At 68.6% G+C, this 22,851-nt stretch carries 23 protein-coding genes and 1 pseudogene; all 24 read right to left on the reverse strand.

Annotation, left to right across the window (positions count from 1 at the left end; translation table 11 throughout):
* Nucleotides 1–9: 9 nt before the first annotated feature.
* The 24 genes and pseudogenes from rpsQ to rplA all read right to left on the reverse strand — a co-directional run bounded on the left by rpsQ (nucleotide 10) and on the right by rplA (nucleotide 22,843).
* A complete protein-coding gene (rpsQ, locus tag ACLQ2U_RS26970) occupies nucleotides 10–288 on the reverse strand; it encodes a 30S ribosomal protein S17 (RefSeq protein WP_425753717.1) in 279 nt (92 codons plus the stop codon).
* Entirely contained in the window at nucleotides 285–521 is a 237-nt protein-coding gene (rpmC, locus tag ACLQ2U_RS26975; RefSeq protein ID WP_007465283.1) for a 50S ribosomal protein L29, read from the reverse strand. The genes rpsQ and rpmC overlap by 4 nt, the downstream gene beginning before the upstream one ends.
* Nucleotides 521–946 (reverse strand): 50S ribosomal protein L16, encoded by a 426-nt coding sequence (gene rplP, locus ACLQ2U_RS26980; protein ID WP_073834927.1) that lies wholly within the window; start codon nucleotides 944–946, stop codon nucleotides 521–523. The genes rpmC and rplP overlap by 1 nt, the downstream gene beginning before the upstream one ends.
* 3 nt (nucleotides 947–949) lie before the next feature.
* Nucleotides 950–1,819, reverse strand: a complete 870-nt coding sequence (gene rpsC, locus ACLQ2U_RS26985) for a 30S ribosomal protein S3 (RefSeq protein WP_425753718.1) — start codon at nucleotides 1,817–1,819, stop codon at nucleotides 950–952.
* Nucleotides 1,819–2,280, reverse strand: a complete 462-nt coding sequence (gene rplV, locus ACLQ2U_RS26990; protein WP_425753719.1) for a 50S ribosomal protein L22 — start codon at nucleotides 2,278–2,280, stop codon at nucleotides 1,819–1,821. Before rplV ends, rpsC begins: the two co-directional genes overlap by 1 nt.
* Before the next feature lie 40 nt (nucleotides 2,281–2,320).
* On the reverse strand, nucleotides 2,321–2,602 hold the full coding sequence (gene rpsS / locus ACLQ2U_RS26995) for a 30S ribosomal protein S19 (protein ID WP_088647003.1): 282 nt from the start codon (nucleotides 2,600–2,602) through the stop codon (nucleotides 2,321–2,323).
* Between the two features lie 12 nt (nucleotides 2,603–2,614).
* The gene (gene rplB / locus ACLQ2U_RS27000; protein WP_425753720.1) at nucleotides 2,615–3,454 is read right to left on the reverse strand and encodes a 50S ribosomal protein L2; all 840 of its coding nucleotides are present in this window, start codon (nucleotides 3,452–3,454) and stop codon (nucleotides 2,615–2,617) included.
* A gap of 12 nt (nucleotides 3,455–3,466) precedes the next feature.
* Nucleotides 3,467–3,769, reverse strand: coding sequence for a 50S ribosomal protein L23 (rplW, locus tag ACLQ2U_RS27005; protein ID WP_425753721.1), 303 nt, complete (start codon nucleotides 3,767–3,769; stop codon nucleotides 3,467–3,469).
* Complete coding sequence (gene rplD, locus ACLQ2U_RS27010) at nucleotides 3,766–4,416, reverse strand: 50S ribosomal protein L4 (protein WP_425753722.1); 651 nt, start codon at nucleotides 4,414–4,416, stop codon at nucleotides 3,766–3,768. Before rplD ends, rplW begins: the two co-directional genes overlap by 4 nt.
* Nucleotides 4,413–5,078, reverse strand: coding sequence for a 50S ribosomal protein L3 (gene rplC, locus ACLQ2U_RS27015; protein ID WP_425753723.1), 666 nt, complete (start codon nucleotides 5,076–5,078; stop codon nucleotides 4,413–4,415). The genes rplD and rplC overlap by 4 nt, the downstream gene beginning before the upstream one ends.
* Nucleotides 5,079–5,089: 11 nt before the next feature.
* Nucleotides 5,090–5,398 carry a 30S ribosomal protein S10 gene (rpsJ, locus tag ACLQ2U_RS27020; protein ID WP_007073037.1) on the reverse strand — a complete coding sequence of 103 codons (309 nt, stop codon included), beginning with the start codon at nucleotides 5,396–5,398 and terminating at the stop codon, nucleotides 5,090–5,092.
* A 354-nt stretch (nucleotides 5,399–5,752) separates the two neighbouring features.
* A complete protein-coding gene (gene tuf / locus ACLQ2U_RS27025; protein WP_425753724.1) occupies nucleotides 5,753–6,946 on the reverse strand; it encodes an elongation factor Tu in 1,194 nt (397 codons plus the stop codon).
* Between the two features lie 220 nt (nucleotides 6,947–7,166).
* Entirely contained in the window at nucleotides 7,167–9,263 is a 2,097-nt protein-coding gene (fusA, locus tag ACLQ2U_RS27030; RefSeq protein WP_425753725.1) for an elongation factor G, read from the reverse strand.
* A gap of 75 nt (nucleotides 9,264–9,338) precedes the next feature.
* On the reverse strand, nucleotides 9,339–9,809 hold the full coding sequence (gene rpsG / locus ACLQ2U_RS27035; protein WP_091242043.1) for a 30S ribosomal protein S7: 471 nt from the start codon (nucleotides 9,807–9,809) through the stop codon (nucleotides 9,339–9,341).
* 1 nt (nucleotide 9,810) lies between these two features.
* Entirely contained in the window at nucleotides 9,811–10,185 is a 375-nt protein-coding gene (rpsL, locus tag ACLQ2U_RS27040) for a 30S ribosomal protein S12 (protein WP_007465318.1), read from the reverse strand.
* Between the two features lie 465 nt (nucleotides 10,186–10,650).
* Nucleotides 10,651–11,022: a hypothetical protein gene (locus ACLQ2U_RS27045; protein ID WP_425753747.1), complete on the reverse strand. Its 372-nt coding sequence runs from the start codon at nucleotides 11,020–11,022 to the stop codon at nucleotides 10,651–10,653.
* A 452-nt stretch (nucleotides 11,023–11,474) separates the two neighbouring features.
* Nucleotides 11,475–11,843, reverse strand: coding sequence for a hypothetical protein (locus ACLQ2U_RS27050; RefSeq protein WP_425753726.1), 369 nt, complete (start codon nucleotides 11,841–11,843; stop codon nucleotides 11,475–11,477).
* 190 nt (nucleotides 11,844–12,033) lie between these two features.
* Nucleotides 12,034–15,924: a DNA-directed RNA polymerase subunit beta' gene (locus tag ACLQ2U_RS27055; protein ID WP_425753727.1), complete on the reverse strand. Its 3,891-nt coding sequence runs from the start codon at nucleotides 15,922–15,924 to the stop codon at nucleotides 12,034–12,036.
* 80 nt (nucleotides 15,925–16,004) lie between these two features.
* Entirely contained in the window at nucleotides 16,005–19,436 is a 3,432-nt protein-coding gene (locus ACLQ2U_RS27060) for a DNA-directed RNA polymerase subunit beta (RefSeq protein ID WP_425753728.1), read from the reverse strand.
* A 576-nt stretch (nucleotides 19,437–20,012) separates the two neighbouring features.
* Nucleotides 20,013–20,396 (reverse strand): 50S ribosomal protein L7/L12, encoded by a 384-nt coding sequence (gene rplL / locus ACLQ2U_RS27065; protein WP_425753729.1) that lies wholly within the window; start codon nucleotides 20,394–20,396, stop codon nucleotides 20,013–20,015.
* Between the two features lie 54 nt (nucleotides 20,397–20,450).
* Complete coding sequence (rplJ, locus tag ACLQ2U_RS27070) at nucleotides 20,451–20,996, reverse strand: 50S ribosomal protein L10 (protein ID WP_425753730.1); 546 nt, start codon at nucleotides 20,994–20,996, stop codon at nucleotides 20,451–20,453.
* A 351-nt stretch (nucleotides 20,997–21,347) separates the two neighbouring features.
* Nucleotides 21,348–21,662, reverse strand: a complete 315-nt coding sequence (locus tag ACLQ2U_RS27075; protein WP_425753750.1) for a hypothetical protein — start codon at nucleotides 21,660–21,662, stop codon at nucleotides 21,348–21,350.
* A gap of 259 nt (nucleotides 21,663–21,921) precedes the next feature.
* Nucleotides 21,922–22,047: pseudogene (locus ACLQ2U_RS27080) on the reverse strand (ABC transporter ATP-binding protein); the annotation flags it as partial.
* A gap of 79 nt (nucleotides 22,048–22,126) precedes the next feature.
* The gene (rplA, locus tag ACLQ2U_RS27085; protein ID WP_425753731.1) at nucleotides 22,127–22,843 is read right to left on the reverse strand and encodes a 50S ribosomal protein L1; all 717 of its coding nucleotides are present in this window, start codon (nucleotides 22,841–22,843) and stop codon (nucleotides 22,127–22,129) included.
* Between the last annotated feature and the right edge of the window lie 8 nt (nucleotides 22,844–22,851).

Genomic DNA, 22,851 nt, shown 5'->3' on the forward strand with positions numbered 1-22,851 from the left:
GAGCCTTCGCTACTTGGCCTTTTCCAGGATCTCCACGATCCGCCAACGCTTGGTGGCGGACAGCGGCCGGGTCTCCATGATCAGGACCCGGTCGCCGGTGCCGGCGGCGTTCTGCTCGTCGTGGACCTTCAGCTTGCTGGTCCGGCGCATGATCTTGCCGTACAGCGCGTGCCTGACCCGGTCCTCGACCTCGACCACGACGGTCTTGTCCATCTTGTCGCTGACCACAAGGCCCTCACGGACCTTGCGGCTAGCCCGCACGGCGGCGGCGGTGTTCTCGTCGGTCATGATGCAGTCACCTCAGTCGGCGCGGCAGAGAGCCCCAGCTCGCGCTCGCGCATGATCGTGTAGATCCGGGCAATCTCCCGACGGATGACCTGCAGCCGCCGGTTGTTGTCCAGCTGCCCGGTTGCGGCCTGCACGCGGAGGTTGAACAGCTCCGCCTTGGCCTCCCGAAGCTTCGTGACCAGCTCCTCCTCGGAGAGTTCACGCAGCTCGGTGGCCTTAACGCCCGCTGCCATCAGGATTCACCCACTTCGCGCGTCACAATGCGGCACTTCATCGGGAGCTTGTGGATCGCGCGACGCATAGCCTCTCGCGCGATCTGCTCGTTGGGGAAGGACATCTCGAAGAGCACCCGCCCCGGCTTGACGTTGGCGACCCACCACTCGGGCGAGCCCTTACCGGAACCCATCCGGGTTTCGGCCGGCTTCTTGGTCAGGGCCTGGTCCGGGAAGATCGTGATCCAGACCTTGCCGCCACGCTTGATGTGACGGGTCATCGCGATACGCGCCGACTCGATCTGGCGGTTGGTCACGTACGCCGGCTCGAGAGCCTGGATCCCGAACTCGCCGAACACCACCCGGTTACCACCCTTGGACGCGCCGTGGCGGTCCGGGTGGTGCGGCTTGCGGAAGCCCTTCGGGGGCTTGCGCGGCATCAGCATCTGTCAGCCCTCCTGCTGAGTTTCTGCCGGAGCGGAAGCCGTGGCGGCCACAGCCGCGCTGTCGATCGGCTCGCCACTCGGCGTCTCGGCCTGCTGCGCGATCGTGGTCGCGGCGGCCCGGCCGGCCTCGGTGCCGCCGGCGGTGGTGCCCGACGAACCCGACCGACCACGGCGCGGACGCTCGGGGCGGTCACCACGGTCACGACGCGGGCGGGCCGGACCGGCCTCGGCCGGAGCCTCCCGGCCCGGGACGGCGTCGCCCTTGTAGATCCAGACCTTCACGCCGATCCGGCCGAAGGTGGTACGGGCCTCGAAGAAGCCGTACTCGATGTTGGCCCGCAGCGTGTGCAGCGGGACGCGGCCCTCGCGGTAGAACTCGGTCCGGCTCATCTCGGCGCCGCCGAGACGACCCGAGACCTGGACCCGGATGCCCTTGCAGACCGGGTTCTTCATCGCGGACTGCATGGACTTGCGCATCGCCCGACGGAAGCTGACCCGGCTGGACAGCTGCTCGGCCACACCCTGTGCGACCAGCTGCGCGTCCGACTCGGGGTTCTTCACCTCGATGATGTTCAGCTGCACCTGCTTGCCCGTGAGCTTCTCCAGCTCGCCGCGGATCCGGTCGGCCTCCGCACCCTTACGGCCGATGACGATGCCCGGCCGGGCGGTGTGGATGTCGACGCGGACCCGGTCCCGGGTGCGCTCGATGTCGACCTTCGAGATGCCGGCCCGCTCCAGGCCCTTGGACATCATCCGGCGAATCTTGACGTCCTCGCCGATGTAGTCCTTGTAGAGCTTGTCCGCGAACCAACGGGACTTCCAGTCGGTCGAGATGCCGAGCCGGAATCCAGTGGGGTGAACCTTCTGACCCATTACTCGGCGCCCTCCGTCTTGCTCTGCGTGTCAGCCGGCTCGGCCTGCTTCGCCGGGGCCGCCTTCTTCGCCGCCGCGGACTTCTTCGGCATGGCCGGAGCCACCGCCTCGACCGCCATGGTGATGTGGCAGGTCCGCTTGCGGATCCGGAACGCCCGGCCCTGCGCCCGCGGCCGGAACCGCTTCATGGTCGGGCCCTCGTCGACGAACGCCTCGCTGACGAGCAGCGCGTCGGGGTCCAGCCGCTCGTTGTTCTCCGCGTTGGCGATCGCGCTCGCGAGCACCTTGTACACCTGCTCGCTCGCAGCCTGCGGCGCGAACTGCAGCACCGTGAGCGCCTCCTTCGCGGGCAGGCCGCGGACGAGGTTGACCACCCGGCGCGCCTTCATCGGCGAGATGCGCACGTGCCGCGCAACCGCCCGCGCGCCCGGAAGCACCGGAGCGTCGCCCTTTCCTGGCATCGCTGTAACCCCTTGTTCCTCTATCCGTATGCCCGCGGCGTCAGCGCCGACGGCTCTTCCGGTCGTCCTTCTCGTGACCCTTGAACGTGCGGGTCAGCGCGAACTCGCCGAGCTTGTGCCCGACCATCGCCTCAGTCACGAACACCGGGACGTGCTTGCGTCCGTCGTGCACGGCGATCGTGTGGCCCAGCATCTCCGGGATGATCGTCGAGCGCCGCGACCAGGTCTTGATGACGTTCTTCGAGCCCTTGTCGTTCTGCGTCTCCACCTTCTTGAGCAGGTGGTCGTCGATGAACGGGCCCTTCTTAAGGCTGCGAGGCATGTCTTATCTCCCTCAGCCGCGCTTACGCGTGGCGTAGCGGCGGCGGACGATCAGCCGGTCACTCGGCTGGCCCTTACGACGGGTGCGGCCCTCGGGCTTACCCTGCGGGTTGACCGGGTGGCGACCACCGGAGGTCTTACCCTCACCACCACCGTGCGGGTGGTCGACCGGGTTCATCGCGACACCACGGACGGTCGGGCGCTTGCCCTTCCACCGCATCCGGCCGGCCTTGCCCCAGTTGATGTTCGACTGGTCGGCGTTGCCGATCTCGCCGATGCTGGCGCGGCAGCGCACGTCGACCCGCCGGATCTCACCGGACGGCATGCGGAGGGTCGCGTACGCACCCTCGCGGCCCAGCAGCTGGATGCCGACGCCGGCCGAGCGGGCCATCTTGGCCCCGCCGCCCGGACGCAGCTCCACCGCGTGGATGGTGCTACCGACCGGGATGTTGCGCAGCGGCAGGTTGTTGCCCGGCTTGATGTCGGCGCCCGGACCGGACTCGACGGTGTCGCCCTGCTTCAGGTCCTTCGGCGCGATGATGTACCGCTTCTCGCCGTCGGCGTAGTGCAGCAGCGCGATCCGCGCGGTGCGGTTCGGGTCGTACTCGATGTGGGCGACCTTCGCCGGCACGCCGTCCTTGTCGACCCGCTTGAAGTCGATCAGACGGTACTGGCGCTTGTGGCCGCCACCGTGGTGCCGCGTGGTGATCCGGCCGTGGGCGTTACGCCCGCCCTTCTTCGGCAGCGGAGCCAGCAGCGACTTCTCGGGCGTCGACCGGGTGATCTCGGCGAAGTCGGCGACGCTGGAGCCACGACGGCCCGGCGTCGTCGGCTTGTACTTACGGATAGCCATTGTCTACACCCCTCAGCTGACCGGGCCGCCGAAGGCCTCGATACGGTCTCCGTCAGCCAGCTTCACGATCGCCCGCTTGGTGGCCTTGCGCTGACCGAAGCCGGTCTTGGTGCGCTTGCGCTTGCCCTGGCGGTTGAGCGTGTTGACCGTCAGGACGCGGACGTTGAAGATCTGCTGGATAGCGATCTTGATCTCGGTCTTGTGCGCGTCCGGGTGCACCAGGAAGGTGTACCAGTTCCGGTTCAGCTCGCTGAAGCTCTTCTCCGAGACGACCGGCGCGACGATGATGTCCCGCGGATCGGCGATCGTGCTCACTTGCCACCCTCCTCGGTGGTCTCGGCGGGAACGCCCAGGAACTCGTCCAGGGCGTCCTTGGTGAAGACCACGTCGTCGGCCACCAGCACGTCGTACGTGTTGAGCTGGCCGGCCTCGATCAGGTGCACTCGCTGCTCGTTGCGCAGCGACACCCAGTTCAGCTCGTCGGTGCTGCTCAGCACGACCAGGACCCGAGGGGCCTCGGTCAGCTTGGTCAGCGTGGCCAGGGCCGCCTTGGTCGACGGCTTCTCGCCCGAGACGAACGCCTCGACGACGTGCACCTGGCCGGCGCGCGCCCGGTCGGAGAGGGCGCCACGCAGGGCGGCGGCCTTCATCTTCTTCGGGGTGCGCTGGCTGTAGTCGCGCGGCACGGGACCGTGCACCACGCCACCGCCGGCGAACTGCGGAGCGCGGATCGAGCCCTGCCGGGCACGACCGGTGCCCTTCTGCTTGTACGGCTTCTTGCCGCCACCGGCGACCTCGCCGCGGGTCTTGACCTTGTGCGTGCCCTGCCGGGCGGCCGCGAGCTGTGCCACCACGACCTGGTGCATCAGCGCGAGGTTCGCCTGGGCGTCGAAGATGTCTGCCGGCAGCTCGACAGAGCCGCTCTTGGCACCTTCGACGGTGAGGACGTCAACGGTGGTCACTTGGCCGCACCGCCCTTCTTCGCCTTGGTCTTGGCCGCGGTACGGACCAGGACCAGCGCGCCCTTGGGGCCGGGAATGGCACCACGGACGAGCAGGAGGTTGTTCTCGGTGTCGACCGCCTGGACGGTCAGGTTCTGGACGGTGTAGCGCACGCCACCCATCCGGCCGGCCATCCGGGTGCCCTTGAAGACCCGACCCGGGGTGGCGCAGGCGCCGATGGAGCCGGGCGAGCGGTGCTTGCGCTGGACACCGTGGCTGGCGCGCAGACCGTGGAAGCCGTGCCGCTTCATCGGGCCGGCGTAGCCCTTGCCCTTGGTCTTGCCGGTCACGTCGATCGAGATCCCGGCGGGGAACTCCTCGACCGTGACCTCCTGGCCCAGCGAGTAGTCCGCGGCGTCCGCGGTGCGCAGCTCGACGATGTGCCGGCGCGGCGCGACGTCCGCCTTCGCGTAGTGCCCGCTGATCGGCTTCTTCACCTTGCGCGGGTCGATCGTGCCGTACGCCAGCTGGACCGCGGAGTAACCGTCCTTGCCGGCGTTACGAACCTGGCTGATGACGCAGGGGCCGGCCTGAACCACGGTCACCGGGACAACGCGGTTGTTGTCCCAGACCTGGGTCATGCCGAGCTTTGCGCCCAGGATCCCCTTGACTTGCCTGTCCATTTGTCCGGTCCCTACAGCTTGATCTCGATGTCGACGCCAGCCGGCAGGTCGAGGCGCATGAGCGAGTCGACCGTCTTCGGGGTCGGGTCGATGATGTCGATCAGCCGCTTGTGCGTGCGCATCTCGAAGTGCTCGCGCGAGTCCTTGTACTTGTGCGGCGAGCGGATAACGCAGAAACGGTTGATCTCCGTGGGCAGCGGCACCGGGCCCGCGACCTGCGCCCCGGTGCGCGTCACCGTCTCGACGATCTTCCGAGCCGAGGAGTCGACGACCTCGTGGTCATAGGCCTTGAGCCGGATGCGGATCTTCTGTCCCGCCATGGTGGCTTCTGTTCCTTCTCTCGATGCCGCTGTGTTGCGGGCGCCCATACCGGCTGGTAGAGCCCCACTTCGCCGACCCCCGCGGTCGGGCGTGTCGCGCCCTCGGACCAGGCTCCGCCCCGAGTCTCCGGAGCGATTCTCTGACCACGCGGTGGGTCAAGGCGCCGATCGCGTTACCGCGACCTGGACGCCGTGCGAGGGTGGCTGACCGCACTGGGCGATCAACCACCCTACGCGCGACTGTTGGCCGTCCCGGAGGTCCAGCGTTCACCGGACGCGGGCGACTAACTGTCGTTACGCAACCTGACTAGTATGCCGCACGACCGGCGGCAACGCTAATCGGGGTTACCCAGCTCACTGAATGATGTTGGTGACGCGACCCGCGCCGACCGTACGGCCACCCTCCCGGATCGCGAACTTGAGGTTTTCCTCCATCGCGATGGGCTGGATCAGCTTCACGGTCATCGTGGTGTTGTCGCCCGGCATGACCATCTCGGTGCCCTCGGGCAGCGTGACGACGCCGGTGACGTCCGTGGTCCGGAAGTAGAACTGCGGACGGTAGTTCTGGAAGAACGGGGTGTGCCGGCCGCCCTCCTCCTTGGAGAGGATGTAGACCGTCGCCTCGAACTCGGTGTGCGGGGTGCTGGTGCCGGGCTTGACGACCACCATGCCGCGCTCGACGTCCTCGCGCTTGATGCCACGCAGCAGCAGACCGACGTTCTCGCCCGCACGGGCCTCGTCGAGCAGCTTACGGAACATCTCGATGCCGGTGCAGGTGGTCTTCATCGACTTCTCGCGGATACCGACGATCTCCACCTCCTCGTTGGGCTTGAGGATGCCACGCTCCGCGCGACCGGTGACGACCGTGCCACGACCGGTGATCGTGAAGACGTCCTCGATCGGCATGAGGAACGGCTTCTCGGTCTCCCGCTCGGGCTGCGGGATCGCGGTGTCGACCGCGTTCATCAGCTCCATCAGGCGGCCGGTCCACTCCGGGTCGCCCTCGAGCGCCCTCAGCGCCGAGACGCGCACGACCGGCAGGTCGTCGCCCGGGTACTCCTGCGCCGACAGCAGCTCACGGACCTCGAGCTCGACGAGCTCCAGGAGCTCCTCGTCGTCGACCATGTCGCTCTTGTTGAGCGCCACGACGATGTAGGGCACACCGACCTGACGGGCCAGCAGCACGTGCTCGCGGGTCTGCGGCATCGGGCCGTCGGTCGCCGCCACCACCAGGATCGCGCCGTCCATCTGCGCGGCACCGGTGATCATGTTCTTGATGTAGTCGGCGTGACCGGGGCAGTCGACGTGCGCGTAGTGACGCGCCTCGGTCTGGTACTCGACGTGTGCGATCGAGATCGTGATGCCGCGGGCCTTCTCCTCCGGCGCCTTGTCGATCTCGTCGAACGGCGTGTACGGGTTCAGGTCCGGGAACTGGTCGTGCAGGACCTTGGTGATGGCCGCCGTCAGCGTCGTCTTACCGTGGTCGATGTGACCAATGGTGCCGATGTTGACGTGCGGCTTAGTCCGCTCGAACTTCGCCTTCGCCACTGGTGTCCTCCTGTGGACTTCTTGGTTCGTTCGCCCCGGCGCGCCGATTGGCGCTTAGGACTCTGTCGACAGCCTTTCCGGCCTGACGGCCGGAGAGCTTGGTGGGTTCTGCGGCGATGAAGCCTACAGGCCCGGTCTCACGCAACCCGACCGAGGTGGTCGCGGGCGGGGATCCCCTCCCGCGACCGGCCCCGGATCATCAGGTCAGCTCAGGTGAGCGTCACTCACCAGTCGCCTTGGCGATGATCTCCTTCGCCACGCTCTGCGGAACCTCGGCGTAGGAGTCGAACTGCATGCTGTAGCTAGCCCGGCCCTGCGTCTTCGACCGCAGGTCGCCGACGTAGCCGAACATCTCTGACAACGGCACCAGAGCCTTCACGATGCGGGCGCCACTGCGCTCCTCCATCGCCTGGATCATGCCGCGGCGGGAGTTGAGGTCGCCGATGACGTCACCCATGTTCTCCTCAGGAGTGGTGACCTCAACAGCCATCATCGGCTCGAGCAGCGCGGGGTCGGCCTTGCGGGCCGCCTCCTTCATCACCATCGAGCCGGCGATCTTGAATGCCATTTCCGACGAGTCGACCTCGTGGTACTGGCCGTCCAGGAGCGTCAGCTTGAGACCGACCAGCGGGTAGCCGGCGAGAATGCCGTACTGCATCGCGTCCTGCGCGCCCGCGTCCACCGACGGGATGAACTCCCGGGGGATGCGGCCACCGCTGACGGCGTTCGCGAACTCGTAGGTCGGGGAGTCGTTGCCCATCGGCAGCGGCTCCAGGCTCACGATCACCCGGGCGTACTGGCCGGAACCACCGGTCTGCTTCTTGTGGGTGTACTCGACCTTGTCCACCTTGCGGCGGATGGTCTCGCGGTACGCCACCTGCGGCTTACCGATGTTCGCCTCGACGTTGAACTCGCGGCGCATCCGGTCGACCAGGATGTCCAGGTGCAGCTCGCCCATGCCGGAGATGACCGTCTGCCCGGTCTCCTCGTCCAGCTTGACGCGGAAGGTCGGGTCCTCCTCGGCCAGCCGCTGGATGGCCGTGCCCAGCTTCTCCTGGTCGGCCTTGGTCTTCGGCTCGATCGCCACCGAGATGACCGGCTCGGGGAAGGTCATCGACTCCAGGATCACCGGGTTCGCCGGGTCGCAGAGCGTGTCACCGGTGGTGGTCTGCTTGAGACCCTGCACCGCGATGATGTCGCCAGCCTGGGCCGAGCCGCGCTCTTCCCGCTTGTTGGCGTGCATCTGGTAGATCTTGCCGATCCGCTCCTTCCGGTCCTTGGTGGAGTTGACCACCTGAGATCCGGAGTCGAGCGTGCCGGAGTAGACCCGCACGTAGGTGAGCTTGCCGAGGTGCTTGTCGGTCTGGATCTTGAAGGCCAGGCCGGCGAACGGCTCGTTCTTCGACGGCTTCCGCTGCAGCGGCGTCTCGCCGTCGGTGGCCGTACCCTCGATCGCCGGGACGTCCAGCGGCGACGGCAGGAAGTCGACGACGGCGTCGAGCATGGGCTGAACGCCCTTGTTCTTGAACGCCGAGCCGCAGAGCACCGGGTTGGCCTTGCTGGCGATGGTGGCGCGCCGGATGGCGGCCTTGATCTCCGCGACGGAGACCTCCTCGCCCTCCAGGTACTTCTCCATCACCGCGTCGTCGACGTCGGCCAGGGTCTCCACCAGCTTCTCGCGCCACTCGGCCGCGGAGTCGGCCAGCTCGGCCGGGATCTCCTCGATGGCGTAGTCCTCACCCTTCTGGGTCTCCCCACGCCAGGTGAGCGCCTTCATTTCGATCAGGTCCACGACACCGATGTGGTCGCCCTCGAGCCCGATCGGGATCTGGAGCACCAGCGGGGTGGCGTTGAGCCGGTCGATCATCATCTGCACGCAGCGGAAGAAGTCGGCACCGGTCCGGTCGAGCTTGTTGACGAAGCACATCCGGGGGACGTGGTACTTGTCGGCCTGACGCCAGACGTTCTCCGTCTGGGGCTCCACGCCGGCGACACCGTCGTAGACAGCGACCGCACCATCCAGCACCCGCAGCGACCGCTCGACCTCGACCGTGAAGTCGACGTGACCGGGCGTGTCGATGATCTGGATCGTGTGGCCCTTCCACTCACACTTGGTAGCAGCGGAGGTGATGGTGATACCACGCTCCTGCTCCTGCTCCATCCAGTCCATGACGGCAGCGCCCTCGTGGACCTCACCGATCTTGTACGTGATACCGGTGTAGAACAGGATCCGCTCGGTGGTCGTGGTCTTACCGGCATCGATGTGCGCCATGATGCCGATGTTGCGTACGTTGGCGAGCGCGTCTGCGGCGGCCACTTCAATCCCTACTTATCGTCGTCTAGACACAACTGGTGGCGGTTCCGGCGCCGGTCCGGCGCCGGAACCAGGGTGTTACCAGCGGTAGTGCGCGAAGGCCTTGTTCGACTCGGCCATCTTGTGCGTGTCCTCGCGCCGCTTGACGGCGGCACCCAGACCGTTGCTCGCGTCCAGCAGCTCGTTCATCAGCCGCTCGATCATTGTCTTCTCACGACGGGCCTTGGAGTACGTCACCAGCCAGCGCAGACCGAGGGTGGTCGCGCGGGCCGGACGGACCTCGACCGGCACCTGGTAGGTGGCGCCACCGACGCGGCGGCTGCGCACCTCGAGGGTCGGCTTGACGTTGTCCATCGCCCGCTTCAGGGTGACGACCGGGTCGGTGCCGCTCTTCTCGCGGCAGCCCTCCAGGGCGGCGTAGACGATGCGCTCGGCGAGCTGACGCTTGCCGCGCATCAGGATCTTGTTCACCAGCTGGGTGACCAACGGCGAGTTGTACACCGGGTCAGCGACCAGCGGCTTCCGCGGAGCGGGTCCCTTACGCGGCATGTCAGCTCTTCTCCTTCTTCGCGCCGTAACGGCTGCGCGCCTGCTTGCGGTTGCGGACACCCTGGGTGTCCAGCGAGCCGCGGACGATCTTGTAACGCACGCCGGGGAGGTCCTTCACCCGGCCGCCGCGGACGAGCACGATCGAGTGCTCCTGCAGGTTGTGACCCACGCCCGGGATGTAGGCGGTCACCTCGATCTGGCTGCTGAGCTTGACACGAGCGACCTTGCGGAGCGCTGAGTTCGGCTTCTTGGGGGTGGTGGTGTACACGCGGGTGCACACACCGCGCCGCTGAGGGGATCCCTTCAGCGCCGGGGTCTTGGTCTTGGTCGTCTTGGCCTGGCGGCCCTTTCGGACCAGCTGCTGAATCGTGGGCACCGGGTTTCTCCGCTCCCTTCGGCCGCTCGCGCGGCCGCGCCGTCTGCTCGTTAGCCGCCCTGATGGACGACTCTCCTACATTCCGGCCAGGGCCACCTCACGGAGGTCCCGGCACCCGCGGTCGGGCGTGTCGCCCAGATCACGGTCCCGGTGCCGACGCTCGCACGCGCACCGGGTTCTTGCCGGCGCGCGGATCGCCACGCACCGGGTCTTTGACTGTGTCGTGCGGCCGCTCGATCGCCGGAACACCGGATCCCACGCACGCACGAGTTGCCCGGGCATGCCCGGGCACAAGGGGAAAGAGTACCTACCACAGCCTCGCAGGTCAAAACGGAATGGTCCGGCAGATCTCAGATCCCCGCCGGTCGACTGCCCCGTCCTGCCTGCTCACCCGTGATGGGCACCTACGGGCTCAAGTGTACCGGCTCCGCCCGGGAGCGACCCGTCGGCCCCGGGCGAGGCCCGTCACGCCAACTGCAGCAGCAACGCCAGCCCCAGTCCCACCAGGCTGAGCAGCAGCCCCACCGCGCCGCAGCTGATCCCGGCCATGGCCAGCCCCCGGCCGGTGAACCGGACCGCCGGCGGCGGCGCCGCCCGGCGGATCTGCCGGCGGGCCAGCAGCCCGGCGACCACGGCGGCCGCCCCGGAGAGGACCCCCGGCACGGTGAACGCGCCGGCCGCCCAGGCCCCGCCGTACTGCGCCCCCACCACGCCGAAGCAGAGGACCAGCAGGGACACCAGGATGGAGACCACGCCGGCGACCAGCGACCCCACCGCGGGACCGGAGGTGACCGGCGGCACGTCGAGGTGGACCACCCCGAAGGGCGTACCGGGGATCGGGTCGACCCGCTTCGGCGGTGGTGGCGCCTCCGCCGGCGGCGGGGGCAGCGGGCCGGGCCCGTGCGCCGGGGGCGGCGGCCACGCACCCCCGGGTCCACCCCCGGGGTACGGCGGTCGCGGGTACGCGCCCGCCGGCTGACCGGGGTACGACGGCGCGGGCGGTCGCGGGTACGGCCCGGACGGCGGAAGTGGTGGCCCGTGGCCCGGCGCCGCCGTCCGGCCCCAGCCCGCCGGATCGGGCCGGCCCCACCCGGCCTGGCTCCCCGGAGCGGGAGCGCCGGACTCCGGATGCCCGGAGGGCCGCCCGCCCGGGTCGCCTCCCGACGGCGCCGCCGGTTCCGTCACGGGGTCCTCCTGTCGAGAAGTCTGGTCCACCGCCGCGCGACGGACACCGGCCAGGCTACCGCCGCCGCGCTCCCCGGCGCACGGCGCGGACGATCACCGGGCGCTCAGTCCACGTTCGGGGCGAAATCCCGTCCGAACGGGGCGTCGGCCAGCCGCACCACACCGATCACCACCAGGGTCACCACCGCCACCGCGACCAGCACCAGGCCCGTCCAGGCCAGCAGCTCCCCCCGGCGCAGCCAGGCCGCGCCGGTGAGGAAGCCGCCCGAGGCGTACGCCTCGCGCCGGGCCTGCCGGGCCAGCTGGAGGGCGACCGTCGCGGGCACCACCCCGCCGATGAAGAGGCCGGTCAGCGCCCCGATCAGGCCGAGCGCGAAGACGGCGCGGGCCTTCGTCGCGCGGGCCGGGTCAGGGTCGAGCGGATGACGTGGCGGCTGGTGCGCCACGGGCAGCTGCCCGGGAGCGGTCGTCATGCCCACCATCATGCCCGCCGTCGCCGCCGGGGACCCGGGCCACGGCCAGCTCCGGACCGGGGACCGGTCCGCCCCGGAGCAGCAGCAGCGCGGCCAGCAGCACCACGGCCGCCTCGGCGAGCAGGATCAGGCGGCGGGTACGACGAGGGCCCCCGGCGGATGCCAGGGGCCCTCGTCGTTGCGTGGTGCTTTAGCGGTACGACCCGAAGTCGAAGTCGTCCAGCGGAACCGCCTGGCCGCTGGCCGGCCCGAAGCCGTAGTCGGTCTCCGGGTAGCCGGTCATCGAGTAGACCTTGGCCTTCGCCTCCTCGGTCGGCTCGACCCGGACGTTGCGGTACTTGCTGATGCCCGTACCGGCCGGGATGAGCTTACCGATGATCACGTTCTCCTTGAGGCCGACCAGCGAGTCGCTGCGCGAGTTGATCGCCGCGTCGGTCAGCACCCGGGTGGTCTCCTGGAAGGAGGCCGCCGAGAGCCAGGAGTCGGTGGCCAGCGAGGCCTTGGTGATACCCATCAGCACCGGGCGACCGGCGGCGGGCTCGCCGCCCTCGCCGACGAGTCGGCGGTTCTCCGACTCGAAGAGCGCCCGGTCGACCAGCACGCCCGGCAGGAACTCGGTCGAGCCGGAGTCGATGACCGTCACCCGCTTGAGCATCTGGCGGATGATGATCTCGATGTGCTTGTCGTGGATGAGCACACCCTGCGAGCGGTAGACCTCCTGGACCTCCTGGGTCAGGTGGACCTGGACCGAGCGCGGGCCGAGGATGCGGAGCAGCTCGTGCGGGTCGATGGTGCCCTCGGTGAGCTTCTCGCCGACCTCGACGTGATCGCCGTCGTGGGTCCGCAGCCGGACCCGCTTGGAGATCTTGTCGTAGACGATCTCTTCGCTGCCGTCGTCCGGCACCACGATGATCTTCCGCGACCGCTCGCCGTCCTCGATCCGGATCCGACCCGGGGTGTCGGCGATCGGCGCCTTGCCCTTCGGGATCCGAGCCTCGAAGATCTCCTGGACACGGGGCAGACCCTGGGTGATGTCCTCACCCGCGACACCACCGGTGTGGAAGGTACGCATCGTCAGCTGCGTACCCGGCTCACCGATCGACTGGGCGGCGATGATGCCGACCGCCTCGCCGACGTCCACGGTCTTGCCGGTCGGCAGCGAGCGGCCGTAGCACGCACCGCAGACGCCCAGCTTCGACTCGCAGGTGAGCACGCTGCGCACCCGGACCGTCTCCGTTCCGGCGGCGACGATCTTGTCGACCAGGATCGAGTTGAGGTCCCGACCCCGCTCGGCGACGACGGTGCCGTCCGGCCCCTTGATGTCGTCGGCCAGGGTACGGGCGTGCACGCTGGTCTCGGCGTGCTCGTGCACCGCCAGCTTGCCGCCCTCCAGGCGCTCGCCGATCTGCATCGGGATCGCCCGGTCGGTGCCGCAGTCCTCCTCGCGGATGATCACGTCCTGCGAGACGTCCACCAGACGACGGGTCAGGTAACCCGAGTCGGCGGTCCGCAGGGCGGTGTCGGCGAGACCCTTACGGGCACCGTGCGTGGAGATGAAGTACTCCAGCACGGACAGACCCTCCCGGTACGAGGCCTTGATCGGCCGCGGGATGATCTCACCCTTCGGGTTGGCCACCAGACCACGGATCGCCGCGATCTGCCGGAGCTGGAGCAGGTTACCGCGGGCACCCGAGTGGATCATCTTCCACAGCGGGTTCTCCTGCGGCAGCGCGGTGTCCATCTCCTTGGCGACCTCGTTGGTCGCCTTGGTCCAGATCTCGATGAGCTCGCCGCGACGCTCCTCGGCGGTCATCAGACCCCGCTGGTACTGCTTGTCGATCCGGTCGGCTTCCTTCTCGTACCGCTCCAGAATCTCCCGCTTGCGCGGCGGAGCGATGACGTCCTCCATGCCGATCGTCACGCCGGACCAGGTGGCCCAGTGGAAACCGGCCTCTTTGAGCCCGTCGAGGGTGGCGGCCAGCGCCACCTTCGGGAAGCGCTCGGCGAGGTCGTTGACGATCGCGGAGAGCTGACCCTTGCGGATCTCGTAGTTCACGAAGCGGTAGCCCTGCGGCAGCGTCTCGTTGAACAGCACCCGACCGAGGGTCGTCTCCACGGTCAGCGGCTCGCCCTCGACCCAGCCCTCGGGCGGGGTCCACGGCTCGGCGCCGGCGCCGTTGTCGACAGCCGTGACGCCGCGCAGCCGGATCTTGACCGGCGTCCCCAGGTGCAGCTCGCCATTGTCGAACGCCATCCGGGTCTCGGCGTCCGAGCTGAACGCCCGGCCCTCGCCCTTCCCACCGGGAGTGAGGTGGGTGAGGTGGTAGAGACCGATGACCATGTCCTGGGTGGGCATGGTGACCGGCTTGCCGTCGGCCGGCTTGAGGATGTTGTTCGACGACAGCATCAGGATCCGCGCCTCGGCCTGGGCCTCGGCGGACAGCGGCACGTGGACCGCCATCTGGTCACCGTCGAAGTCGGCGTTGAACGCGGTGCAGACCAGCGGGTGGATCTGGATGGCCTTGCCCTCGACCAGCTGCGGCTCGAAGGCCTGGATGCCCAGGCGGTGCAGGGTCGGCGCGCGGTTCAGCAGCACCGGGTGCTCGCCGATGACCTCTTCCAGCACGTCCCACACGACCGGCCGCTGCCGCTCGACCATCCGCTTGGCGGACTTGATGTTCTGCGCGTGGTTGAGGTCCACCAGCCGCTTCATCACGAACGGCTTGAACAGCTCCAGCGCCATCTGCTTGGGCAGGCCGCACTGGTGCAGCTTGAGCTTCGGGCCGACCACGATGACCGAACGGCCGGAGTAGTCGACGCGCTTGCCCAGCAGGTTCTGGCGGAACCGGCCCTGCTTGCCCTTGAGCATGTCGGAGAGCGACTTCAGCGGACGGTTACCCGGACCGGTAACCGGCCGGCCGCGACGGCCGTTGTCGAACAGCGCGTCGACGGCCTCCTGGAGCATCCGCTTCTCGTTGTTGACGATGATCTCGGGCGCGCCGAGGTCGATCAGCCGCTTGAGGCGGTTGTTCCGGTTGATCACGCGGCGGTACAGGTCGTTCAGGTCGGAGGTCGCGAAGCGGCCACCGTCGAGCTGCACCATCGGGCGCAGGTCCGGCGGGATGACCGGGACGCAGTCCAGCACCATGCCGAGCGGCGAGTTGCGGGTGTTCAGGAACGCCGCCACGACCTTGAGCCGCTTGAGCGCCCGGATCTTCCGCTGGCCCTTGCCGGAGCGGATGGTCTCGCGCAGGCTCTGGGCCTCGGCGTCGAGGTCCATGTTCTGGACCAGCGCCTTGATCGCCTCGGCGCCCATGCTGCCGGTGAAGTACTCACCGAAGCGGTCGCGCAGCTCGCGGTAGAGCAGCTCGTCGGTGACCAGCTGCTTCGGCTCCAGCTTGCGGAAGGTGTCGAGCACCTCGTCCAGACGGTCAATCTCGCGCTGGGCCCGGTCGCGGATCTGGCGCATCTCGCGCTCTCCGCCCTCCTTGACCTTGCGCCGGACGTCCGCCTTGGCACCCTCGGCCTCCAGCTCGGCCAGGTCGGCCTCGAGCTTGGCGGCCCGCTTCTCGATCTCCGAGTCGCGGCTGTTCTCCGACTGCCGCTTCTCGGCGAGGATCTCGTTCTCGATCGTCGAGAGGTCACGGTGACGCGACTCGGCGTCCACGCTCGTCACGACGTACGAGGCGAAGTAGATGATCTTCTCGAGGTCCTTGGGGGCGAGGTCCAGCAGGTAGCCCAGCCGGCTCGGCACGCCCTTGAAGTACCAGATGTGGGTCACCGGAGCGGCGAGCTCGATGTGCCCCATCCGCTCACGACGGACCTTGGAACGGGTCACCTCGACGCCGCAGCGCTCGCAGATGATGCCCTTGAAGCGGACCCGCTTGTACTTACCGCAGTAGCACTCCCAGTCCCGCTGCGGACCGAAGATCTTCTCGCAGAAGAGCCCGTCCTTTTCCGGCTTCAGGGTGCGGTAGTTGATCGTTTCAGGCTTCTTGACCTCACCGTGCGACCACTGACGGATGTCGTCGGCGGTGGCGAGGCCGATGCGCAGCTCGTCGAAGAAGTTGACGTCGAGCACTATGTCCCCTATGTCGTCGTCTGTACTGCTAGCTAGTGGGTGAGGTCGGGAGCCGGCGAGCCGGCTCCCGACCGTTCACCTCAGACCTCTTCGACCGAGCTCGGCTCGCGCCGGGACAGGTCGATGCCCAGCTCCTCCGCGGCCCGGAACACCTCGTCGTCGGTCTCGCGCATCTCCAGGGCCACACCGTCGCTGGAGAGCACCTCGACGTTGAGGCACAGCGACTGCAGCTCCTTGAGCAGCACCTTGAACGACTCCGGGATGCCCGGCTCGGGGATGTTCTCGCCCTTGACGATCGCCTCGTAGACCTTGACCCGGCCGAGGACGTCGTCGGACTTGATCGTCAGCAGCTCCTGCAGGGCGTACGCGGCGCCGTACGCCTGCATCGCCCAGCACTCCATCTCACCGAAGCGCTGACCACCGAACTGCGCCTTACCACCCAGCGGCTGCTGCGTGATCATCGAGTACGGACCGGTCGACCGAGCGTGGATCTTGTCGTCGACCAGGTGGTTGAGCTTCAGGATGTAGATGTAGCCGACCGCGATCGGGTCCGGCAGCGGCTCGCCGGAGCGACCGTCGAACAGCTGCGCCTTTCCGCTGGCACCGATCAGCTGCTTGCCGTCCCGGTTGGGCAGGGTCGACGAGAGCAGACCGGAGATCTCCTCCTCGCGGGCACCGTCGAAGACCGGGGTGGCCACGTTGGTGTCCGGCTCGGACTCGTGGGCGTCGATCGAGCGCAGCTGCTTCTTCCACGCCGCGTCGTCGCCCTCCACGCTCCAACCGGTCTTGGCGACCCAGCCGAGGTGGGTTTCCAGCACCTGGCCGATGTTCATCCGGCTCGGCACACCCAGCGGGTTGAGCACGATGTCGACCGGCGTGCCGTCCTCAAGGAACGGCATGTCCTCGACCGGCAGGATCTTGGAGATGACGCCCTTGTTACCGTGCCGGCCGGCGAGCTTGTCGCCGTCCTGGATCTTCCGCTTCTGGGCGACGTAGACCCGGACCAGCTCGTTGACACCCGGAGGCAGCTCGTCGCCGTCCTCCCGGGAGAAGGTACGCACGCCGATGACCGTGCCGGTCTCACCGTGCGGCACCTTCAGCGAGGTGTCCCGGACCTCGCGCGCCTTCTCACCGAAGATCGCGCGGAGCAGCCGCTCCTCCGGGGTCAGCTCGGTCTCGCCCTTCGGCGTGACCTTGCCGACCAGGATGTCGCCGGGGACGACCTCGGCGCCGATCCGGATGATGCCCCGCTCGTCGAGGTCCGCGAGCATCTCCTCGCTGACGTTCGGGATGTCGCGGGTGATCTCCTCCGGACCCAGCTTGGTGTCCCGGGCGTCGACCTCGTGCTCCTCGATGTGGATCGAGGTGAGCACGTCCTGCTGCACGAGGCGCTGCGACAGGATGATCGCGTCCTCGTAGTTGTGGCCCTCCCAGCACATGAACGCCACGAGCAGGTTGCGCCCGAGCGCCATCTCGCCCTCGTCGGTGCAGGGACCGTCGGCGATGACCTGGCCGGCCTCGACGCGGTCGCCCTCGAAGACGACCGGCTTCTGGTTGACGCAGGAGCCGGCGTTGGAGCGGCGGAACTTGTGCAGCAGGTACGTCCGGCGGTGGCCGTCGTCCTGGTGGATGGTGATGTAGTCGGCGCAGAGGTCCTCGATCACACCGCCGTGCTCGGCGACGACCACGTCACCGGCGTCGACTGCGGCCCGGTACTCCATGCCCGTGCCGACCAACGGCGACTCGGCCTTGACCAGCGGCACCGCCTGGCGCTGCATGTTCGCGCCCATCAGGGCCCGGTTGGCGTCGTCGTGCTCGAGGAACGGGATCATCGCGGTCGCGACCGAGGTCATCTGCCGCGGCGAGACGTCCATGTAGTCGACGGCGCCGGGAACCACGTCCTCGGTCTCGCCGCCCTTACGGCGGCACAGGACCCGGTCCTCAGCGAAGGTGCCGTCGGGCTTGAGCCGCGCGTTGGCCTGGGCCTTGACGAACCGGTCCTCCTCGTCCGCGGTCAGGTAGTCGATCTGGTCGGTGACCCGACCCTCGACGACCTTCCGGTACGGCGTCTCGATGAAGCCGAACGGGTTGACCCGGGCGAAGGTGGAGAGCGCGCCGATCAGACCGATGTTCGGGCCTTCCGGCGTCTCGATCGGGCACATCCGGCCGTAGTGGGACGGGTGCACGTCGCGGACCTCGAAGCCGGCCCGCTCCCGGGACAGACCACCCGGGCCGAGCGCGCTCAGCCGGCGCCGGTGGGTCAGGCCCGCCAGCGGGTTGGTCTGGTCCATGAACTGGGACAGCTGCGACGTACCGAAGAACTCCTTGATCGCCGCCACGACCGGGCGGATGTTGATCAGGGTCTGCGGCGTGATCGCCTCGACGTCCTGGGTGGTCATCCGCTCGCGGACGACCCGCTCCATCCGGGACAGGCCGACCCGGACCTGGTTCTGGATCAGCTCGCCCACGGTACGCAGGCGCCGGTTGCCGAAGTGGTCGATGTCGTCGGCCTCGTAGCCGTCCTCACCGGCGTGCAGCCGGCAGAGGTACTCCACGGTGGCGACGACGTCGTCCTCGGTGAGCGTGCCCGTGGTGATCGGCACGCCCACTTCGAGCTTCTTGTTGAACTTGTAGCGCCCGACCTTGGCGACGTCGTACCGCTTCGGGTTGAAGAAGAGGTTGTCGAGCAGGGTCTGGGCGTTCTCACGGGTCGGCGGCTCGCCAGGGCGGAGCTTCCGGTAGATGTCGAGCAGCGCCTCGTCCTGGCCGGCGATGTGGTCCTTCTCGAGCGTGGTCATCATCAGCTCGGACCAGCCGAACCGCTCACGGATCCGCTCGGCCGACCAACCGATGGCCTTGAGCAGCACCGTGACGGCCTGCCGGCGCTTGCGGTCGATGCGGACGCCGACCGTGTCGCGCTTGTCGATGTCGAACTCCAGCCAGGCACCCCGGCTCGGGATGACCTTGACGCTGGAAAGGTCGCGGTCGGAGGTCTTGTCCGGCTCCTTCGAGAAGTACACGCCCGGCGAGCGGACGAGCTGGCTGACCACGACGCGCTCGGTGCCGTTGATGATGAAGGTGCCCTTCGGCGTCATCATCGGGAAGTCACCCATGAACACCGTCTGGCTCTTGATCTCGCCGGTGGTGTTGTTGGTGAACTCCGCGGTCACGAACAGCGGCGCGCAGTAGGTCAGGTCCTTCTCCTTGCACTCCTCGATCGAGGCCTTGACCTCGTCGAAGCGCGGTGCCGAGAAGGAGAGCGACATGGTGCCGGAGAAGTCCTCAATGGGACTGATCTCATGGAGGATCTCCGCGAGACCCGAGCGTGCGTGCGGGTCGTCCGCCGACCGGCCCTGCCAAGCCTCGTTGCCGACGAGCCAGTCGAAGGACTCGTTCTGGATGGCGAGGAGGTTGGGGACCTCGAGATGTTCGGTGATCCTGCCGAAAGAAACTCGGCGGGGAGCGAAAGCGCTCGACGTACGACTGGTCTTCGCAGGGCGGGAAGCTGCCAAGATGCGTCCTTCCGAGGACCGGTGCTGCAGAACGGCTGGTACGCGTGCACTCCAATGACCCCACCGGAAATATCCGCAAACGGACATTTCCGAGCAGGGGCCAAGTCGGAAGGCAGCGCAAACTAGCAGTGTAGCCGAGAGGCTAACCGCTGTCCAGCCCACCCCGCAGGTCGTCGCGGAACGTGCCTCGGGACCCGTGGAACCGGGTCTCACCGGGGCCGCTCGGAACGCGTCGTTCCTGCCGGGCCGCTCGGGTATCGCGGCCGGTGGTGCTGCCGCTGCCATTACCCAAGAGGTGGCCGTCGCAAGCGCGGAAGGTCTTGCTGGTGTCAGCGTGCCTGGCAGGCCGGTGCCGCGTCAAGGGCTCCTCTCCGGTCGCCCCCGTCTTTCCCACCGACGAGCCACCGCCAGGCACCACTGTTGCGCCGTACGCCGGGCGTCGCACGCACTGCTCACGCCGCTGCCACCGAGAGCCACCAACCACAGCGGGCGGTGATCCGTTCCCGGATCACCGCCCGCCGCGATGCGGTGTGCCCCGGCTCACCTGAGCCGGGCGCGCGCCTGGTCGTACCTCAATTACTTGAGGGTGACCTTGGCGCCCTCGCCCTCGAGCTTGGCCTTGGCCTTCTCGGCGGTCTCCTTGTTGACCTTCTCCAGGATGGCCTTCGGCGCGGACTCGACCGCGTCCTTGGCCTCCTTGAGGCCCAGGCCGGTCAGCTCACGCACGACCTTGATGACCTGGATCTTCTTGCCACCGTCGGCCTCGAGGACGACGTCGAACTCGTCCTTCTCCGCCTCGGCCTCGGCCGGGGCGGCAGCGCCACCGGCAGCGGCGACCGCGACCGGGGCGGCGGCGGTGACCTCGAAGGTCGTCTCGAACTGCTTCACGAACTCGGAGAGCTCGATCAGCGTCATCTCCTTGAACGCGTCGAGGAGCTCGTCGGTGCTGAGCTTCGCCATGTCTGGCGTCCTTTCCTGAATCTGTTAAGTAAGAACTGGGTGCGCCGGGAGGCCTCAGGCCGCCTCGGCGCCCTCCTTCTCGCGCTTGTCCTGCAGGGCAGCCGCCAGACGGGCGGTCTTGGAGAGCGGAGCCTGGAACAGGGCCGCGGCCTTGCTCAGGTTGCCCTTCATGGCGCCGGCCAGCTTGGCCAGCAGCACCTCACGGGACTCCAGGTCGGCGAGCTTCGTGACCTCGGCCGCGGAAATGGCCTTGCCCTCGAAGACACCGCCCTTGATGACGAGCTTCGGGTTGGTCTTCGCGAAGTCGCGAAGACCCTTCGCCGCCTCGACGACGTCGCCCGAAACGAAAGTCAGCGCGGTAGGACCGGTGAACAGCTCGTCGAGGCCGGAGATACCCGCCTCGGTCGCGGCACGCTTGGCCAGCGTGTTCTTCGCGACCGTGTAGGTGGTCTCCTTGCCGAGCGAGCGCCGCAGCTGGGTGAGCTGGGAAACCGTCAGACCACGGTACTCGGTGAGCACCGCGGCTCCCGCGTTGCGGAAGCTCTCGGTCAGCTCTGCGACGGCCGTGGCCTTGTCGGCCCGGATCGGCTTGTCCGCCATGTCCCTCCTCTCTCGTTGCTCGAGGCTGGTCGCCGTCGTCGAGCGGGAGGCTCGGGACGGCGGCGGAGGCACCACGACAACGAGAAAAGCCCCGGCGCAGGGCGCGCGGGGCGAGGGCCGGCACGATCGTCGCGGTCGGCGGACCACGGGATGAACCGATTTTCGCTTGCCGCCCTGCGCGGGTCGCCCGTCATCGCGGGACCTTCGACCGTGCCGGAGCACGGTGACCAGCGGTCTCTGGGTGGAACTTGCGCCAAGGTTACGCGACGCGTCCCGGTACCTCCAAATCGCCCCCGCCGTGCCCCCGGTCACTCCCCCGGCGCCGCCGGGTGTCGACCGGCGGCGGGGTCCTCAGGGGCGACGCCGGCGGCACCGGACGCAGCCGGTCAGGGCCGCTGCCGCCCAGCCCGACAACAGCAGCGCCGCGGAACCGGCCAGCGGCCCGGTCAGCGCCCGGGCGGTGGCCAGCACCGGCGGCACCAGCCAGGGCGTCGCCGAGCCCGAGAGGCCGAGCACCAGGGCGCCGACCGCGCCGAGGGTGGCCAGCACCGCGACGCCGTACCCGGCGCTGCCGGTGACCGCCCGGCTGGCCAGGGCACCCAGCGCCACCGCCGCTGGCAGGGCGAGCGGGTGGGCCCAGAGCCCGAGGGTGACCCCCGCCGCCACCGACCGGTCCCCCGGCGACCGGGCCGGTCACTCCCCCGACCAGCCACTCGGTCTGCCAGGCGAGCACCGGGAAGAGAACCACCCGGAGACGCCGTACGCCCCCGCCGGCTGGGCCCGACCGCCGCCGTACAGGACGCCGAGGGCGAGCAGGCCGGCCAGCACCGGCGCCAGCGCCCGTCCGGTACGCAGGAAGCCGGTCAGCCGTAACCACCCGGCCGCGGTCCGGCCGGAGCACCCCGGCCGCGAACTGGAGCAGGGTGGACTTGCCGACGCCGTTGCGGCCGAGCACGACCGCCACCTCACCCGGGTCGATTCGGACCCGGGCCGCCCGCAGCACCCACGGGCCGCGCCGGTGGTACCGGAGCCACACGTCCTCCAGCCGCATGCCAGCGAGCCCGCCACAGCGGACAGACGGAAGGGGCCCCGCCACGAGTCGTGGCGAGGCCCCTTCACGGGAGCCGTGCTCAGCCCTCGGCCGAGCCCTCCTGCAGGTTCTTCACCACGTTCGGGTCGACCGGGACGCCCGGGCCCATGGTGGTGGTCAGGGTGACCTTCTTGAGGTACTTGCCCTTGGCCGAGGACGGCTTGGCGCGGAGCACCTCGTCGAGGACGGCGGCGTAGTTGTCGATCAGCTGGTTCTCGGAGAACGAGGACTTGCCGATGATCAGGTGCAGGTTCGAGTGCTTGTCCACCCGGAAGGTGATCTTGCCGCCCTTGATGTCCTTGACGGCCTTGGTGACATCCATGGTCACCGTGCCCGTCTTCGGGTTCGGCATCAGGCCGCGCGGGCCCAGGATCCGCGCGATCCGGCCGATCTTGGCCATCTGGTCCGGGGTGGCGATCGCCGCGTCGAAGTCCAGCCAGCCGCCCTGGATCCGGGCGACGAGCTCGTCCGTGCCCACCTCGTCCGCACCCGCCGCGGCGGCCTCTTCGGCCTTCGCGCCGGCGGCGAAGACGATCACGCGGGCGGTCTTACCGGTGCCGTGCGGCAGGTTGACCGTGCCGCGGACCATCTGGTCCGCCTTGCGGGGGTCGACGCCGAGGCGCATCGCGACCTCGACCGTGGCGTCGAACTTGGCGGTGGTGGCGTCCTTGGCCAGCTTGACGGCCTCGGCGGGGGTGTACAGCTTCGACCGGTCGATGACCTCGGCGGCCTTGCGGTAGCTCTTGCTGCGCTGCATCTTCGTGT

It is taken from the genome of Micromonospora sp. DT47 (assembly GCF_049844475.1).
Taxonomy (GTDB): Bacteria; Actinomycetota; Actinomycetes; order Mycobacteriales; family Micromonosporaceae; genus Micromonospora.